Here is a 15,413-nt window from a genome sequence, read left to right as displayed (position 1 = left end):
TGCGCGTGCCCACGACGATGAACCGGATCGACTGACGGGTTGCGCCGGCGCATTGCAGCGCCGGTGAACTCGCGCGGCATGCCCCATGCCGCGTTTTTTATGCCGAAGTGACGAAACAATGAAGATGAAAACGACACCGAACCGCCTGTTTCTGATCGCCGCACTGGCCGGCGCGATGAGCGGCCCAGTCCACGCAGAGACGCCGGCGGCCGCCGCGACCGTTGCGACGGTCAACGGTACGCCGATCACGCAGGCCGACGTCGACACGTTGCTGCGCGCGTCCGGGCAACCCGACTCGCCGCAGGTCCGCCAGGCGATCAAGAATCAGCTGATTACGCGCGTGCTGGTCCAGCAGGCCGCCGAGAAGGCGAACTACGCCGACAAGCCCGAGGTCAAGGCGGCGGTGCAGCAGGCGAAGGCGAATGCCGAAGTGCAGCTTTACCTGCGCGACAACGTGAAGCCCGAGCCGGTGACCGACGAGCAGGTCAAGGCGCGCTACGACGAGCTCGTGGCGTCGCTCGGCAAGAACGAGTACAAGCCGCGCCTGATCGTCGTCCAGGATCCGGTGACGGCCGCGACGGTGCTGAGCGAGCTGAAGGCGGGCAAGTCGTTCGACGGGCTGGCGCGCCAGTACAGCATCGCGCCGAGCCGCGACAGCGGCGGCGAGTTGCCGTGGGTGAGCTTCCACACGCCGGCGGCGGAAGGCAAGACGTCCGGCTTGCCGCTGCCGGTCGCGCAGGCGCTCGAGAAACTGACGGTCGGCGCCGCGACGAAGGATTCGATCCCGGTCGACGGCGTGCGGGCGATCGTGAAGCTGGATGCGAAGCGGCCGACGCAGGTGCCGGGTTTCGCGACCGCGAAGCCGGCGCTGCAGCAGCAACTGCAGGCGGCCGCCGTGGAGAAGGCGAGCGCGCAGATGATCGGCAACCTGCTGAAGGACGCGAAGATCACGCAGTAACGCGGCGACGTCGAAACGCCGGGCGTCACGCGCGCCAGATCATGCTCGCGCTCGTGTCGGTTTCCGACGCGACGCGAAAGCCGAGCCGTTCGTAGAGCCGCCGCGCCGGGTTGCCGTGCAGCACGCTGAGCGATACCGGCACGTGCGCGCGCGCCGCGTCGGCCAGCAATGCGTTCAGCACGGCTTCGCCGATGCCCCGGCCCTGGTGATCGGGGAGGATCTGGATCTGGTGAACGTGCCACTCGTCGGCGGCGCGTGTCACCTTCAGCAAGCCGATTGCGTCGTCGGCGTCGCAGACGATCATCGCATCGTCGAAGTTCGCGCGAATGCGCCGGTCGTGCGCTTCGTCGTCGGTTGGCGCGCCGACGCGCTGCAGGTGCACGGTCATCGTGAGCCGACGCAGGGTCAGCAGGAACGGCAGGTCGGCGGCGCATGCCGGGCGCAGGCGGATTGCGTGTGTCATCGTGCGGACTCGTACGTTCGTTCGGGACGGGAGCGCCGACGGAAAGGTCGAACCCCGCAGCGCATCATCCGCGATGGCGGGAAGCCGGTCAAAGGGCGCAACGCCGAGCCCGGCGCGCATGCGTGGCCGATCATCCTGCGCGCCGGCCCGAGTGCGGGTGCACATCGGCGAGATTGGCGATCAGCGTGTCGATCACGACGCGCTTCAGACTCACGAGCGCCGAAGGCGCATCGCCTCCGCCCGCATGAAGGCACACGTCGACGGACGGCAGCGGCGGCAGGCCGTCGCGCTCGCCGAGCTGCCGTAGCGCCGGCGGCACACCCGCCATCGTTCTCGATGTAATGCCCAGGCCGCCGGCGACGCCGGCCCACAGGCTTTGCAGGCTGCCGGTCGTGTAGGCGAGCCGCCACGGGATGCCGGCCTTGTCGAGGGCGTCGGTACCCGCCTTGCGGAACAGGCACGGCGGCTTGTACAGCGCAAGATCGAGCGGCGCGCCGGCACGCGGACGCACGTCGATGCCTTGCGGCCCGATCCACGCCATCGGCAGCGTGACCAGGTGTTCGGCGTCGGCGCGATGCCCGCGCCCCATCGCGAGCACGATGTCGAGTTCGCCGCCATCGAGCCGGTCGAGCAACGCGCCGTTGCCGTCGACGACGATGTCGACGCGCACGCCCGGATGCGTGCGCTTGAACCGGCCGAGCGCGACGGGCAGCCACGCTTCGGCGAAATCGCCGGGCAGCCCGAATCGCACGGCCCCGTCGATCGCCGCGCCGCGGATCGCGCCGACCGCCTCGTCGTTCAGTTCGAGGATGCGGCGCGCATAGGACAGCATCAGCTCGCCGGCTTCGGTCGGCACGAGGCCGCGCCCCTGGCGGCGAAACAGCGGCTGGCCGATCTGCGTTTCGAGCTTGCGCATCTGCTGGCTGACCGCCGACTGCGAGCGGCCGATCCGGTCGGCGGCGCGGTTGAGGCTGCCGAGCCGATCCGCGGCAATCAGCGTGCGCAGCGCATCCATGTCGAGATTCGGAAGCGTCATGATTCGGTTTTTCTTATAAGTCGATTTCGAATTATCGTATTTATTGCATATTCCCGTCGCTACCATCGAGTGAACCGGTCGTTTCGGTTCACGGGGATGCGCGCGATACGCGGCTGCGGATGTCCGTGAGGTTGCTTCCCTTCTTTCCGACAAGGACATTGAATGAAAATCGGCTCGATATTCCGCCAAGGCTTTCCCGGCATGCTGCTGGCCGCGTCGATGATTCCCGGTGACGCATCGGCCGCGCCGTCGCTCGCGGGGACGTGGACGCTGGTCGCGGCGGACGTACAACATCCGGACGGCACGATCGGCCGCGACTACGGTGCCGATCCGACGGGCCTGCTGCTGATCGACGCGCACGGGAACTACTCGCTGCAGATCTTCAAGTCGGAACGCCCGCGCTTCGCGTCGAACGACAAGGCGACCGGCACGCCGGAGGAATTCCGTGACGCCGTGCTCGGCTCGAGTACCCACTACGGCACGCTGAGCGTCGATCCCGCGAACCACACGCTGGCGTTTCACATCAGCAATGCGTCGTACCCGAACTGGGCCGGGCAAACGCAGACGCGAACCTATCAATTGAAGGACGGCGAGCTGAGCTACCGCGTTCCGCCGCGTGCCAACGGCGACATTCCGATCTCGGTGTGGCGGCGAAAGGATTGAACCGGGAGGCCGTTCGATCCGTGACGCATGCGGCCGTGAGGCCGTGATCGCGGCCGTTCCGTCACGCGCCGGTTAGCCGGCGCCACACGCCGTTTCCGTTGGCCCGCGCAAGCCGCAGCCACCGGCCCGGCGAGCCGGATCAGAGGCCGCGGCTTCCCGTGCCTCCCCCACCGGTATTCCTCCGTCAGCCCTGTCCGCATATCATGCGCACATCGCGCACCTGCCGGCCGCAGGCGCCGCCGCTTCCGACGCGGCGGTGCGTCTGCCTGCACGGCGCAGCACACAGGGATTCTCGATGGACACCAAACGATCGCGGCCGGGCCTCGTCGCCGCGCTGCTCTGGGCGGCGCTGTATCTCTCGACCGGCTATATCTCGCACGAGTTCAACGGCCCCGTCCGGTTGACGGGCTACATCTGGCTGCCGGCCGGCGTGACGGTCGGCGCGTTCATGCTGCGGCCGATGCGCGAATGGCTGACGCTGGCCGGCGCGTTCCTGGCCGGGCAGCTCGTGCTGACCGGCATCGAACACGGCATTCTGGTCAACGCGGTGCTGTTCACGGTCGACGAGGTCGGCGCCGCCGCGCTCGCGGTGTGGCTCGTCCAGCGCGTGCGGTTCTCGCTCGAAGGGCTGTATTTCCTGCGCTCGGTGATCCTCGCCGGCCTGATCGCGGGCGTGATCGGCGCGATCGGCGGCGCGGCGTGGTACACGGCGGTCAAGGGCGCGCCGTTCCTCGACGTGTGGTCGGTGTGGGCCGCGTCCGATTTCGTCGGCGTGCTGCTGGTCACGCCGGTGCTCGCGTCGTGGTCGCGCTTTCGCGCGCACCGCTCGGGCGACCACGAGCGCTTCGACCTGGTACTCGGCATCGTCGCGTTCGCGCTGCTCGTGATCGGCGCACTCGTGATCTTCGACGGCGACACGTCGAAGAAATTCGGCACGGGCGCCGGCTTTGCGCTGACGTATATCCCGCTGTTCCTGACCGTCGCCGTGACGCTGCTGCTCGGCGGCCGCGCGGGCTCGTCGTCGGTGCTGGTGCTCGCGCTGATCGTGATCGAGCAGACCGCGCAGGGCGACGGCCCGTTCGCGTCGTTCCATGAGCACTACGGCAGTTCGCTGCTCGAGGCGCAGCTTTACCTGGCGGTCGCGTCGCTGCTGGTGCTGACGGTGAGCACGCTGAAGACGACGCGCGAGCGCGTGCACGAGCATGCGGCGGTCCTGCAGAACAACATGGAGCTCGCGCTCGCGAGCGCCGGCCAGATCGCGTATGTGCTCGATCCGGAATCGGGGCGGATCGAGTGGAGCGGCGACGTCGAGCGCGTGTTCGGTGTCGGCGTCGACGCGGCGCAGATCGCGAGCGTGTCGCTCGTGCTCGAACGTGTGCAGCCGGGCGACCGCGATGCGTTGAGCGACTACTGGAACGCGGAGATCGCCGGCGAGGATCGTGCGTCGCTGTCGCTGCGTATCGTGCAGCGCGACGGCGGCACGCAGACGATCACCGATCACGGCGCACCGTTGCTCGACTCGAATGTCGACGTGACGGTGGTGGCCGGCGTCTGGCAGCTCGAGCGCGTGTGGCCGGCGGACGAATGAGCGGGGACGCGTCATGACGGGGCGCACGGGCGTCCTGCTGATCCACGGGCTCGGCGGCACGCAATACGATCTCGGTTCGCTGCACAAGGCGGTGCGGCGCGCGGGCGGCGATACGCACATGATCACGCTGCCGGGGCACGGCACGCGCCCCGAGGATCTGGTCGGCGTGCGCGCGGAGGCATGGCTCGACGCGGTGACCGAGCAGTATCGCGCGCTGGAGAACGAGTACGACACCGTGCATGTCGCGGGCATGTGCATGGGCGCGCTGGTCGCGCTGCTGCTGTGCCATCGCGTGCAGCATGCGCGCGGCCGGCTCGCGCTGCTGGCCACGCCGATGTTCATCGACGGCTGGTCGACGCCGTGGTACCGGGCGTTGCGGCATGTGCTGTATCGCGTGCCGGGTGTCGCGGAGCGGATGCGCGTCGAGGAAGGCGATCCGTTCGGCATCAAGAACGCGACGATCCGCGCGATCGTGAAGAAGAAGTTCGAGCGCGAGGACAGTTTCCACTATGCGTGGGTGCCGCTCGCGTGCGTGCGCCAGGTCGACCGGATGCGCGACTGGGCGCTCGAGGCGGCAGCCGGCACGCCGTGCGCGACGCTCGTGCTGCATGCGCGCGAGGACGAGCTGACGAGCCTGCGCTCGGCCGATTTCCTGCTCGCGAAAATGCCCGACGCGCGCGGGATCGTGCTGGAGAACAGCTACCACATGATCTGCGCGGACAACGATCGCGACGACGTCGCGCGCCACGTGCTCGAATTCTTCGGGTTCGATCCGGTGCATGCGGTCAGCCCGGCGATGGCGCGCAGGATGGGGCGGATGGCGCCGTGACGAACGCTTACGCCGCTTCCGGGGGATGCGCGATCCGCGCCCGGATCTCGGGCGACGCAAGACACGTGGCAACCGCTTCGTAGCCGGGTGAGCCCGGGTAAGGCGCCACACGCGAAGGCGGACTGTGATTGGCCGGGCACAGGATGATCGCTTCATGCGGGCCGACCGCCGACAGGTCGAGGATCGCCGACGAACGCGTCAGCAGGAACAGCGGCCGCATCCCGGCGGCGGCCTGTTCGCGCAGACGGGCAATCAGTGCCTGTTGCGTGGGGCGATCGAGATCCTGTTCGATCATGTCGACGACCCGTGTGCGCGGGCCTTCGGCTTCGAGGGCGACGAGCAGCGCGGTCAGCGCCGCCGACGGCGTCGCGCCTCGGGCGGCGAGCGCTGCCGATGCACGGTCGACGCGCGACTTCAATGCAGGATCGGTGCGCAGCATGTCGCGTGCCGCCGCACCGTCGTTCTCTAGCCGGTCGAGGCCGACGAACGCGGCGCCGGGCAGCGCGTCGGCGAGCCGGAGCGCCAGCCGCGTCTTGCCGCTGCCGAGCGGGCCGATGATGTAGTTCAGCGGCCGGATGTCGCGACACTCGAACCACTCGCCGCCCCACGGCCACGGCAGGCTGAATGCCACGCCGGCGCGGCTGTCGTCGACGAGCCGGGTCAGTTCGCCGTCGGCCGGCATCCGGCCGCGCGCGAGGCCGGCGCGGATTGCGTGTACCCGATCGACCTTGCGCACGAGATCCTGAATGCCGTGGTCCAGCGCCGCTTCGTGAGCGGCCAGTGCGTCGTCCAGGCTGCGCGCGTCGCCGTCGAGCACGCTCGCCACCTGCGCGAGACTGAGGCCGAGCGCGCGCAGCGCGGCGATGTCGGCCGCGCGGGCGAGATCGTCCGGGCCGTATGCACGGTACCCGGCCGGCGTGCGTTCCGGCGTGACGAGGCCGTGCCGCTCGTACAGCCGCAACGCCTTGATCGAGACGCCGAGCCGCGCGGCGGCGGCCGACGCGTTCAAACGGGGCGTGGACGTGCTCATCCGTCACCTCTCCTTGCTGTCGATTCGTTGCGCCCAGCATAAAGGCGATCCCAAGGGCCGGGTCAAGCGAGCGGGCATGTGCGATACACACAATGTGTCGGCGCGGCGGCGGCTCCTTTCTCGCCGCGCCGCGCATCTGGGAGAATGCGGCTGCGGCCGTGCCGATTCACGGCCGGCGCCGACACGGCGCAGGATCCGACAGGTGGGAAATTGACCGACAACGAAGAACTTTCGCTCCACCAGGAGCGCCGCTTCTGGCAGCTTGCGCCGGTGAAATGGTGGATTCGCGGGCATGGCCGCGACGGCTATTCGTTCCGGCTGCTGCTGTGGCCGCCGGTGATCGTGTTCGTGCTCGAATTCCTCTGCATGATCTTCGATGCGCTATACACCAGCATCGGCATCAGCGCGGTCGCGACGCTGTTCCTCGGCTTCGCCGGATACCATGGCGCGCAGCGCGAATGGCTGGTGCCGTCCGCGACCACACGCGCGCTCGTGAAGGCACGCATGAAGAAGGCGGCCGAGCGGTTCTCGTCGCTCGGCGTGGGCGCGACCGTGCTCGCGATCTTCGTCGCCGCGACGTCGCTGTCGCTCGTGATGTCGGGTCAGCCGGTGCTGGACAGCGTATCGAAGGACGCCGTGTCGATCTTCATCGCGCTGGTGTTCCTGCCGGTGTACGTGTCCGGCGCGGTGCGCAAGCTGGCGATCGCTCGGATCGAGGAACTGGAGGCGCTGCGCAACGCGACCGTCGGCACCCGCCTGAAATTCGACCGGGCCGGCGCGGTGCGCGCGGTCGTCGTGCAGGGCGCGGCCGGGAAAGGGACGGTGTCCGTGCTGGAGTACACGGTGCTCGGGTTCAACCCGCCGCTCGAACAGGTCGGGCGCGAACCGCACGTGGCGCGGTAAAGGCGGGCGCCAGGTCGGCCGTAAAGGCGATGCCTCAGGCCGGAAAGCGCTCGTGTTCCGGCGCCGGCGTGAGGTTGTCGGGCCACTGCACTTCGAACAGCGTGCCGCCCGTGCGGCTCGGCATGCAGACAGCTTCGCCATGATGCGCATGGGCGATCGCCGCGACGACGGCGAGCCCGAGGCCGCTGCCGCCCGGCTGCGTGTCGTCGGCGCGCCGGAAGGCCTTGAACACGTGCGGCGCGAAATCGGCCGGGATGCCGGGGCCGTCGTCCCCGACGCGCAACCGGCACATCCCTTGTTCGATGCGCGTCTGGATGCGGATCGCGCCGGGCACCGCATGGCGGCGCGCGTTTTCCAGCAGCGCCAGCAGCGCCTGGCGGATGCGCACCGGGTCGCAACGCATGCGCCGCGTGTCGAGATCGAGCACCGGATGCTGGCCGGCGGCCCGCAGCGCCGGCTCGAACATGTCGACCACCGCACGCGCATCCGCCGCGAGATCGGTGTCGCGGATCTCGATGCTCAGGTGGCCGCTGTCCGCGAGGCTGACCACGCGCAGATCCTCGATCAGCCGCGTCAGCCCTTCGACCTGCCCGAGCAGGCTGCGGAACTGCGCTTCGTCGGGGGTGAACACGCCTTCGGCGAGCCCCTGCAGGCGCCCGCGCAGCACCGTGACGGGCGTGCGCAGCTCGTGCGCGATCGCCGCGTTCCAGAGCGCCTGCTCGTTGGTCACGCGCTGCAGTTCGCTGGCGAGCGCGTTGAAGTTGTCGGCGAGCAGCGCGGCTTCGTGCAGCGAACGGTCGCCCGCGACGGCGCGTGCGTCGAGATCGCCGCGCGCGACGCGGCGAATGCTTTCGGTGACCGAATTGAGCGGCACGAGGATGCGTCGCGCGAGATTGACCGCGACCGCGACCGACAGCGCGAGGCCGACCGCCGTGGTCGCGATCAGCCAGGCCCATTCCGGCCCGGTCGGCAGCAGGTTCTTCGTGTTGAAATGCGCGGACCAGTAATTGAACGCGATGTAGTAGAAGACGGTGGCGGTGAGCACTATCAGCACGGTCACGCCGAACACCATGCCTGCCATGGTCAGCGCGATCTGCCGGCTCAGGCCGTCGAGCTTCATGCTCAGCTCCAGAGCTTGTAGCCGACGCCGCGCACGCTGACCGGCACGCCCTGCACGCCGAGGTCGTCCAGCTTCTTGCGCAGCTTGCTGACGTGGCTGTCCACCGTGCGTTCCAGCGCGTCGCCTTCCGGCAGGCAGGTGGCCATCAGCTCGGCGCGGCTGAACACGCGCCGCGGCGCGCGCGCGAGTTGCGCGAGCAGCTTGAATTCGGTGAGCGTCAGGACGAGCGTGTGCCGTTCGCTGCCCACTTCGAGCGTGGCTTCGTGGTGTTCGAGATCGATCTCGAACGGCGCGACCCGCAGCACGCGCTGTTCTTCCTGGCGCGCGCCGGCCATCGAGCGGCGCAGCACCGCCTGCGCGCGCGCCACGACTTCGGCGGGATTGAACGGCTTCACCACGTAGTCGTCGGCGCCGATGCGCAGGCCGGTGAGCTTGTCGATGTCCTGGTCGAGCGCGGTCAGCATGATGACGGGCGTGTCGCCGCGATGACGGATTTCGGCGAGCACCTTCCAGCCGTCGACGTGCGGCATCTGCACATCGAGCAGCACGAGGTCGGGCTTGAGCTGCAGGTGCAGTTCCAGTGCGCGGCGGCCGTCGGCGGCGTGCACGGTGCGCAGGCCGCCGCGCGCGAGATAGGCGGTCAGGATCTCGGCGATCTCGGGTTCGTCCTCGGCGATGAGGACGAGCGCCTGGGCGTTCTGGCCGGCGCCGGGCGATGAAGAAAATTCGGGCATGGCCACTCGTTCAGATCCATCAGGGGGTTCCGTCAGGTCGCCATACTACCGCACGGCCGGCGCAATCGAACGGAGGCGGGGGGACAGCGCGGCGCGACGCGATTCGCGCCTGGCCGACGGATGTCCCGCCCTTGCCTGCGTTTGTAAAGAAGCTACGGCGTCGGACTCAGATGTGACCCAGCAGCACGAGTATCACGACGATGACGACGATCAACCCGACCGAGCCCGACGGCCAGTAGCCCCAGCTTCGGCTGTGCGGCCACGCCGGAAATGCCCCGATGAGCAGCAGAATCAGAATGATGATGAGGATCGTACCGAGCATCGCACCCCTCCTGACGTCGTGAATGGACGGTGCCTCCCGCCGCAATTCGCGTGCCGCGGCGGGGGCGGGCGAAAGCCGGCGCAAGCGCACGGTTGGAATGCCTGAAATTCACCCGATGAATACCGGCCGATTCAGAAAATAAAGTTTGAAAATGCATCCCCGCCCCCTATGCTGAATCCTTCTGATCTGGCGGGCATGCGATGGCTGAACTTTTTCTGGTACGGCACGGGCAGGCTTCCTTCGGCACGGACGACTACGACCGGCTTTCCGCGGCGGGCGAGCAGCAGGGCGTCTGGCTCGGCGAATACTTTGCACAGCAAGGCCTGGCGTTCGACCGCGTGATCTGCGGCACGATGAACCGCCACGCGCAGACGGTCGACGCGATCCTGCGCGGGATGGGCCGCGAGGGCGCGGCGATCGACCGCCATCCCGGCCTGAACGAATACGACTTCCACGGTCTGTTCGCCGCCGCCGCGCACGACTACCCGGACATCGCCCGCCTCGCGGCCGGCTCGATGAAGGCGCATTTCCGCGCGCTGCGGCAGGTGCTGCAGCTCTGGTCGGAAGACAAGCTCGGAGATTCGGCCCCCGAGACCTGGGCGCACTTCCAGCAGCGCGTGGCCGATGCCCGCGCGGCCATCCGCCACGGCGGCGGCCAGCGCGTGCTGACGGTGAGCTCCGGCGGCCCGATCGCGGTCACCGTGCAGCAGGTGCTGGCCGCCCCGCCGTCGAGCGCGATCGCGCTGAACCTGCAGATCCGCAACAGCAGCCTTTCGCAGTTTTTCTTCAACGCCGATGCATTCCACCTCGCGTCGTTCAACGGCATCCCGCATCTGGAGGATCCCGAACGACACGCGCTGCGAACCTACGGCTGACCCACGAACGATCGCGACGATGACGAACCCTACCCAGCAACTCGACGTAGCCCGCCTCACGCGCTATCTGGAAGCGCACGTGCCGGGTTTCGAAGGCCCGGTCGACACGGAGAAGTTTGCCGGCGGCCAGTCGAATCCGACTTTCCTGCTGCATGCGAAGAGCGGCCGCTACGTGCTGCGCCGCCAGCCGCCGGGCGAACTGCTGAAATCCGCGCACGCGGTCGACCGCGAATTCCGCGTGCTGAGCGCGCTGTCGGGCACCGCGGTGCCGGTCGCGCATCCGTATCACCTCTGCGAAGACCGCGACGTGATCGGCAGCCTGTTCTACGTGATGAGCTTCGAGGACGGCCGGATCTTCTGGGATCCCGCACTGCCGGAGCTGCCGAAGGCCGATCGCGCGGTGTGCTACGACGCCTTGCTGCAGACGATGGCCGCGTTGCACGACGTCGATGTCGACGCGGTGGGCCTCGCCGACTACGGCCGCCCCGGCAACTACTTCGAGCGCCAGATCGGCGTCTGGACGAAGCAGTACCGCGCGGCGGAAACGGAGCGCCTCGACGCGATGGAGACGCTGATCGACTGGCTGCCGAAGGCGTGCCCGGCCGACACGGGCCGGCCGACGCTGGTGCATGGCGATTTCCGGATCGACAACCTGATGTTCGCACGCGACAGCTATCGCGTGCAGGCCGTGCTCGACTGGGAACTGTCGACGCTCGGCAACCCGCTCGCCGATCTCGCGTACTTCTGCATGTGCCTGCGACTGCCGTCGGGCGGGCAGGTGCGCGGGCTCGCGGGCCAGGATCGCGCGGAACTCGGCATTCCCGACGAAGCGGCGATCGTTGCGCGTTATTGCGAGCTGCGCGGCATCGAGCCGATCCGCGACTGGCATTTCTACCTCGCATTCAGTTTCTTCCGGCTCGCGGCGATCGCGCAGGGCGTGAAGGCGCGCGCGCTGCAGGGCAACGCATCGAGCGAGCAGGCGCTGCGCGTTGGCGCGATGGCCGGGCGTCTCGCCGAGATGGCCGTCGGCGTGATCGACGCGCATCGCTGACCGCGCCGGGCACGACACCACATCAATGGAGGAGCACAGCAACATGGCAACGAATCTGTTCGACCTGACGGGCAAGATCGCACTGGTGACGGGCGCGAGCCGCGGCATCGGCGAGGAAATCGCGAAACTGCTCGCGGAGCAGGGCGCGCACGTGATCGTGTCGAGCCGCAAGCTCGACGACTGCCAGGCCGTGGCCGACGCGATCATCGCGGCGGGCGGCCGCGCCGAGGCGCTGGCCTGCCACGTCGGGCGCCTGGAAGACATCGCCGCGACGTTCGAGCATATCCGCGGCAAGCACGGGCGGCTCGACATCCTCGTGAACAACGCGGCCGCGAACCCGTATTTCGGGCACATCCTCGATACCGATCTCGCCGCTTACGACAAGACGGTCGACGTGAACATCCGCGGCTACTTCTTCATGTCGGTCGAGGCCGGCAAGCTGATGAAGGAACACGGCGGCGGCGCGATCGTCAACACGGCGTCGGTGAATGCGCTGCAGCCGGGCGACCGGCAGGGCATCTACTCGATCACGAAGGCGGCCGTCGTCAACATGACGAAGGCGTTCGCGAAGGAATGCGGGCCGTTCGGCATCCGCGTGAACGCGCTGCTGCCGGGGCTCACGAAGACGAAGTTCGCGGGCGCGCTGTTCGCCGACAAGGACATCTACGAGACGTGGAAGGCAAAGATCCCGCTGCGCCGCCACGCGGAACCGCGCGAAATGGCCGGCACCGTGCTGTACCTCGTGTCGGACGCGGCGAGCTACACGAACGGCGAATGCATCGTCGTCGACGGCGGCCTGACGATCTGAGCGCGCGATGAAGATCGACAGCTACGCCGGCCAGGCCGTGATGATCACCGGCGCCGCGAGCGGCTTCGGCGCGTTGCTCACGAGCGAGCTCGCCGCGATGGGCGCGCGGCTGGCGCTCGGCGACCTGAACGGCGAGGCGCTCGAACGCGTGGCCGCGCCGCTGCGCGCGGCCGGCGCCGACGTGATCGCGCGGCGCTGCGACGTGCGTGCCGAAGCGGACGTCGCAGCGCTGGTGCATGCGGCGGCCGAGCGTTTCGGCCGGCTCGACGTGGGCATCAACAATGCGGGCATCGCACCGCCGATGAAGGCGCTGATCGACACCGACGAAGCCGATCTCGACCTGAGCTTCGCGGTGAACGCGAAGGGCGTGTTCTTCGGGATGAAGCACCAGATCCGCCAGATGCTCGCGCAGCGCGAAGGCGTGATCCTGAACGTCGCGTCGATGGCCGGGCTCGGCGGCGCGCCGAAGCTGGCCGCCTACGCGGCGTCGAAGCATGCGGTGGTCGGGCTCACGAAGACGGCGGCCATCGAATACGCGCGCCACGGCATTCGCGTGAATGCGGTGTGCCCGTTCTACAGCACGACGCCGATGGTCACCGACAGCGATATCGGCGACCGCCAGGATTTTCTCGCGCAGGGCTCGCCGATGAAGCGGCTCGGCCGGCCCGAGGAAATCGTCGCGACGATGCTGACGCTGTGCGCGAAGGAAAACACTTATCTGACCGGGCAGGCCGTCGCCGTCGACGGCGGTGTCTCGGCCTTCTGACGGAACCGAACGAACGGAATCGAGGAGTCGATCATGGACTTTGGCTACACCCCGAAAGTGGAAGAACTGCGCAGCCGCGTGCGCGCATTCATGGATGCACACATCGTGCCGCGCATCCGCCAGTGGAACGAGGAAGTGCACGCGGGCCAGTATCCCGTGTCGTTCATGGAGGAACTGAAGGAGCGCGCGAAGGCGGAAGGGCTGTGGAACCTGTTCCTGCCGCACCTGAAGGACGACGAGCCCGGCACGGGCCTGACGAACCTCGAATACGCACCGCTCGCCGAGATCATGGGGCGCGTGGGCTGGGCGTCGGAAGTGTTCAACTGCAACGCGCCGGACACCGGCAACATGGAGCTGCTGCACATGTTCGCGACGCCCGGGCAGCGCGAGCAGTGGCTGAAGCCGCTGCTGCGCGGCGAGATCCGTTCGGCGTTCGCGATGACGGAGCCCGATGTCGCATCGTCGGATGCGACGAACATCACGACGCGTATCGAGCGCGTGGGCGACGAGTACGTGATCAACGGCCGCAAGTGGTTCATCACCAACGCCGCGCATCCGAACTGCAAGATCTTCATCGTGATGGGCAAGACCGATCCCGAGGCCGAGTCGCACCGGCAGCAGAGCATGATTCTCGTGCCGCGCGACACGCCGGGCGTGACGGTCGTGCGCAACATCACGGTGGTCAATCACTACGCGCCGGAAGGGCACTGCGAGATCACGTTCGACAACGTGCGCGTGCCGGCGAGCAACCTGCTCGGCGAGGAAGGCAGCGGCTTCGCGCTCGCGCAGGCCCGCCTCGGGCCGGGCCGCATCCACCACTGCATGCGGTCGATCGGCGCGGCCGAGCTCGCGCTGGAGCTGATGGTCGACCGCGCGCAGTCGCGCGTCGCGTTCGGCAAGCCGCTGAACCGGCACGGCACGGTCGGCGAATGGATCGCGCGCTCGCGCATCGAGATCGAGCAGGCGCGCCTGCTCGTGCTGAAGGCCGCGTGGATGATCGACAAGGTCGGCGCGAAGGCCGCGCGCAAGGAAATCGCGATGATCAAGGCGCTGGTGCCGACCGTGTACGCGAACGTCTGCGACCGCGCGATGCAGGTGTTCGGCGCGGCGGGGTTGAGCCCCGATACGCCGCTCGCCGATCTCTGGACCTGGGGCCGCGCGCTGCGCTTCGCCGACGGCCCGGACGAGGTGCACCTGCAGGCGATCGCGCGGATGGAAATCAAGGACGGCGTGCCGGGTTCGACGGCGCCGTACCTGACGCCGCCGCTGCGCGCCTGAGCGTCGCGCCGGGATGCGCAGGGCCGTGGACGAGCGGGTGGCGCACGCCGTAAGATGCCGGCAAGGAGATCCGGCGATGCGCCTTTCGAAGATTGACCTGAACCTGTTCGTCGTATTCGACGCGATCTACACCAAGCGCAACCTGACGCGCGCGGCCGAGGTGCTGAATCTCACGCAGCCGGCCGTCAGCAACGCGCTGGCGCGGCTGCGCAAGACCCTGAACGATCCGCTGTTCGTCAGCACGCCGGCCGGGATGATGCCGACGCCGCTGGCCGAGAACATCGTCGGCCGTGTGCGCGAGGCGATGCAGCTGCTCGATTCGAGCGCGCACGAAGGCGACGTGTTCGATCCGGCGTCGTCGACGCGCGTGTTCCGGATGAGCATGAGCGACCTGACCGAAGCGCTGCTGCTGCCCGCGCTCGGCGAACTGCTGCAGAAGCATGCGCCCGGCATGCACGTGCGCAGCTACACGATGGATCGCCGCGAAGTCGCGACCGCGCTCGCGAACGGCTCCGTCGACATCGCGATCGACGCGCCGCTGATCGGCGATCCGCACCTTCATCAGGCGCTGCTCGTGCGCGACCGCTATGCGTGCATGATCCGCGACGATCACCCGTTCAAGGGCGACACGCTCACCATGGACGACTACCTGTCGATGGGGCACATCCACGTGTCGAGCCGCCGCAAGGGCAGCGGGCACGTCGACGCGGAGCTGACGCGCCTCGGGTTGCGCCGCACCATCCAGATGCGCGTGCAGCACTACATGGTCGCGCCGCTGATCGCGATGCGCGGCGACCTGGCGCTGACGGCGCCGCTGCGGCTGCTGCAGCGGTATCCGGCGCGGATTCTCGAACTGCCGTTCGAGATGCCGGCGCTCGAATACTTCTGCTACTGGCATCGCAGCGCGGATCAGGATCAGGGCAGCCGGTGGCTGCGCGAGCAACTGGTGACGCTGATGGGCGGGATCGGCGAGCCGCGGTGAGGCGCAC

The 15,413-nt window shown here is 68.4% G+C and carries 17 protein-coding genes; 11 read left to right on the top strand and 6 right to left on the bottom strand.

From position 1 onward, the window contains the following. The first annotated feature begins 118 nt into the window (after window positions 1–118). On the top strand, window positions 119–958 hold the full coding sequence (locus tag ABIC51_RS01005; protein WP_060057830.1) for a peptidylprolyl isomerase: 840 nt from the start codon (window positions 119–121) through the stop codon (window positions 956–958). 25 nt (window positions 959–983) lie between these two features. Here ABIC51_RS01005 and ABIC51_RS01000 read toward each other — a convergent pair whose 3' ends face one another. Together ABIC51_RS01000 and ABIC51_RS00995 are read right to left on the bottom strand one after the other, a co-directional pair. Further along, the gene (locus ABIC51_RS01000) at window positions 984–1,421 is read right to left on the bottom strand and encodes a GNAT family N-acetyltransferase (protein WP_124533682.1); all 438 of its coding nucleotides are present in this window, start codon (window positions 1,419–1,421) and stop codon (window positions 984–986) included. Between the two features lie 130 nt (window positions 1,422–1,551). Then, on the bottom strand, window positions 1,552–2,457 hold the full coding sequence (locus ABIC51_RS00995) for a LysR substrate-binding domain-containing protein (protein ID WP_034195988.1): 906 nt from the start codon (window positions 2,455–2,457) through the stop codon (window positions 1,552–1,554). A 162-nt stretch (window positions 2,458–2,619) separates the two neighbouring features. On the opposite strand from ABIC51_RS00995, the gene ABIC51_RS00990 reads away from it, so the two are divergent. From ABIC51_RS00990 to ABIC51_RS00980, 3 genes are all read left to right on the top strand, one after another. Beyond that, window positions 2,620–3,120: a lipocalin-like domain-containing protein gene (locus ABIC51_RS00990; RefSeq protein ID WP_027790066.1), complete on the top strand. Its 501-nt coding sequence runs from the start codon at window positions 2,620–2,622 to the stop codon at window positions 3,118–3,120. A 295-nt stretch (window positions 3,121–3,415) separates the two neighbouring features. Beyond that, complete coding sequence (locus tag ABIC51_RS00985; RefSeq protein ID WP_175898580.1) at window positions 3,416–4,708, top strand: MASE1 domain-containing protein; 1,293 nt, start codon at window positions 3,416–3,418, stop codon at window positions 4,706–4,708. Between the two features lie 13 nt (window positions 4,709–4,721). Next, window positions 4,722–5,537 (top strand): alpha/beta hydrolase, encoded by an 816-nt coding sequence (locus ABIC51_RS00980; protein WP_027790064.1) that lies wholly within the window; start codon window positions 4,722–4,724, stop codon window positions 5,535–5,537. Window positions 5,538–5,544: 7 nt separating this feature from the next. Here ABIC51_RS00980 and ABIC51_RS00975 read toward each other — a convergent pair whose 3' ends face one another. Next, window positions 5,545–6,567 (bottom strand): MerR family transcriptional regulator, encoded by a 1,023-nt coding sequence (locus ABIC51_RS00975; RefSeq protein ID WP_175898583.1) that lies wholly within the window; start codon window positions 6,565–6,567, stop codon window positions 5,545–5,547. A gap of 210 nt (window positions 6,568–6,777) precedes the next feature. Between ABIC51_RS00975 and ABIC51_RS00970 the strand changes: the two genes are divergently transcribed. Beyond that, entirely contained in the window at window positions 6,778–7,470 is a 693-nt protein-coding gene (locus ABIC51_RS00970; protein WP_124673137.1) for a hypothetical protein, read from the top strand. A 34-nt stretch (window positions 7,471–7,504) separates the two neighbouring features. On the opposite strand, the gene ABIC51_RS00965 is transcribed toward ABIC51_RS00970, so the two are convergent. The 3 genes from ABIC51_RS00965 to ABIC51_RS00955 all read right to left on the bottom strand — a co-directional run bounded on the left by ABIC51_RS00965 (window position 7,505) and on the right by ABIC51_RS00955 (window position 9,646). Beyond that, window positions 7,505–8,590, bottom strand: coding sequence for an ATP-binding protein (locus ABIC51_RS00965; protein WP_027790061.1), 1,086 nt, complete (start codon window positions 8,588–8,590; stop codon window positions 7,505–7,507). A 2-nt stretch (window positions 8,591–8,592) separates the two neighbouring features. Next, on the bottom strand, window positions 8,593–9,324 hold the full coding sequence (locus tag ABIC51_RS00960) for a response regulator (protein ID WP_027790060.1): 732 nt from the start codon (window positions 9,322–9,324) through the stop codon (window positions 8,593–8,595). A gap of 166 nt (window positions 9,325–9,490) precedes the next feature. Further along, window positions 9,491–9,646 (bottom strand): DUF3309 family protein, encoded by a 156-nt coding sequence (locus ABIC51_RS00955; RefSeq protein WP_021158044.1) that lies wholly within the window; start codon window positions 9,644–9,646, stop codon window positions 9,491–9,493. 200 nt (window positions 9,647–9,846) lie between these two features. Here ABIC51_RS00955 and ABIC51_RS00950 point away from each other — a divergent pair, with 200 nt between their 5' ends. From ABIC51_RS00950 to ABIC51_RS00925, 6 genes are all read left to right on the top strand, one after another. After that, window positions 9,847–10,521 (top strand): histidine phosphatase family protein, encoded by a 675-nt coding sequence (locus tag ABIC51_RS00950; RefSeq protein WP_146254215.1) that lies wholly within the window; start codon window positions 9,847–9,849, stop codon window positions 10,519–10,521. 19 nt (window positions 10,522–10,540) lie between these two features. Then, window positions 10,541–11,572, top strand: a complete 1,032-nt coding sequence (locus tag ABIC51_RS00945) for a phosphotransferase (RefSeq protein WP_027790058.1) — start codon at window positions 10,541–10,543, stop codon at window positions 11,570–11,572. A 43-nt stretch (window positions 11,573–11,615) separates the two neighbouring features. After that, on the top strand, window positions 11,616–12,380 hold the full coding sequence (locus ABIC51_RS00940) for an SDR family oxidoreductase (RefSeq protein WP_175898585.1): 765 nt from the start codon (window positions 11,616–11,618) through the stop codon (window positions 12,378–12,380). Between the two features lie 7 nt (window positions 12,381–12,387). Beyond that, window positions 12,388–13,146: an SDR family NAD(P)-dependent oxidoreductase gene (locus ABIC51_RS00935; RefSeq protein ID WP_175898587.1), complete on the top strand. Its 759-nt coding sequence runs from the start codon at window positions 12,388–12,390 to the stop codon at window positions 13,144–13,146. A 33-nt stretch (window positions 13,147–13,179) separates the two neighbouring features. Continuing rightward, the gene (locus ABIC51_RS00930) at window positions 13,180–14,424 is read left to right on the top strand and encodes an acyl-CoA dehydrogenase family protein (RefSeq protein WP_059695132.1); all 1,245 of its coding nucleotides are present in this window, start codon (window positions 13,180–13,182) and stop codon (window positions 14,422–14,424) included. Window positions 14,425–14,500: 76 nt separating this feature from the next. Beyond that, entirely contained in the window at window positions 14,501–15,406 is a 906-nt protein-coding gene (locus ABIC51_RS00925; protein WP_027790054.1) for a LysR family transcriptional regulator, read from the top strand. The last annotated feature ends 7 nt before the right edge of the window (window positions 15,407–15,413 follow it).

This window comes from Burkholderia sp. 572 (assembly GCF_040545135.1).
GTDB classification, from domain to species: domain Bacteria; phylum Pseudomonadota; class Gammaproteobacteria; order Burkholderiales; family Burkholderiaceae; genus Burkholderia; species Burkholderia cepacia.
Note: the sequence above shows the minus strand (reverse complement) of the source record. Positions and strands in the feature narration are given on the sequence as shown.

Coding starts and splice junctions, on each gene's coding strand:
- ABIC51_RS00995 (WP_034195988.1), bottom strand. CDS start 2,457: ATGACGCTTCCGAATCTCGACATGGATGCGCTGCGCACGCTGATTGCC.
- ABIC51_RS00985 (WP_175898580.1), top strand. CDS start 3,416: ATGGACACCAAACGATCGCGGCCGGGCCTCGTCGCCGCGCTGCTCTGG.
- ABIC51_RS00990 (WP_027790066.1), top strand. CDS start 2,620: ATGAAAATCGGCTCGATATTCCGCCAAGGCTTTCCCGGCATGCTGCTG.
- ABIC51_RS00940 (WP_175898585.1), top strand. CDS start 11,616: ATGGCAACGAATCTGTTCGACCTGACGGGCAAGATCGCACTGGTGACG.
- ABIC51_RS00980 (WP_027790064.1), top strand. CDS start 4,722: ATGACGGGGCGCACGGGCGTCCTGCTGATCCACGGGCTCGGCGGCACG.
- ABIC51_RS00930 (WP_059695132.1), top strand. CDS start 13,180: ATGGACTTTGGCTACACCCCGAAAGTGGAAGAACTGCGCAGCCGCGTG.
- ABIC51_RS01000 (WP_124533682.1), bottom strand. CDS start 1,421: ATGACACACGCAATCCGCCTGCGCCCGGCATGCGCCGCCGACCTGCCG.
- ABIC51_RS00975 (WP_175898583.1), bottom strand. CDS start 6,567: ATGAGCACGTCCACGCCCCGTTTGAACGCGTCGGCCGCCGCCGCGCGG.
- ABIC51_RS00950 (WP_146254215.1), top strand. CDS start 9,847: ATGGCTGAACTTTTTCTGGTACGGCACGGGCAGGCTTCCTTCGGCACG.
- ABIC51_RS00965 (WP_027790061.1), bottom strand. CDS start 8,590: ATGAAGCTCGACGGCCTGAGCCGGCAGATCGCGCTGACCATGGCAGGC.
- ABIC51_RS00960 (WP_027790060.1), bottom strand. CDS start 9,324: ATGCCCGAATTTTCTTCATCGCCCGGCGCCGGCCAGAACGCCCAGGCG.
- ABIC51_RS00925 (WP_027790054.1), top strand. CDS start 14,501: ATGCGCCTTTCGAAGATTGACCTGAACCTGTTCGTCGTATTCGACGCG.
- ABIC51_RS00945 (WP_027790058.1), top strand. CDS start 10,541: ATGACGAACCCTACCCAGCAACTCGACGTAGCCCGCCTCACGCGCTAT.
- ABIC51_RS00935 (WP_175898587.1), top strand. CDS start 12,388: ATGAAGATCGACAGCTACGCCGGCCAGGCCGTGATGATCACCGGCGCC.
- ABIC51_RS00955 (WP_021158044.1), bottom strand. CDS start 9,646: ATGCTCGGTACGATCCTCATCATCATTCTGATTCTGCTGCTCATCGGG.
- ABIC51_RS01005 (WP_060057830.1), top strand. CDS start 119: ATGAAGATGAAAACGACACCGAACCGCCTGTTTCTGATCGCCGCACTG.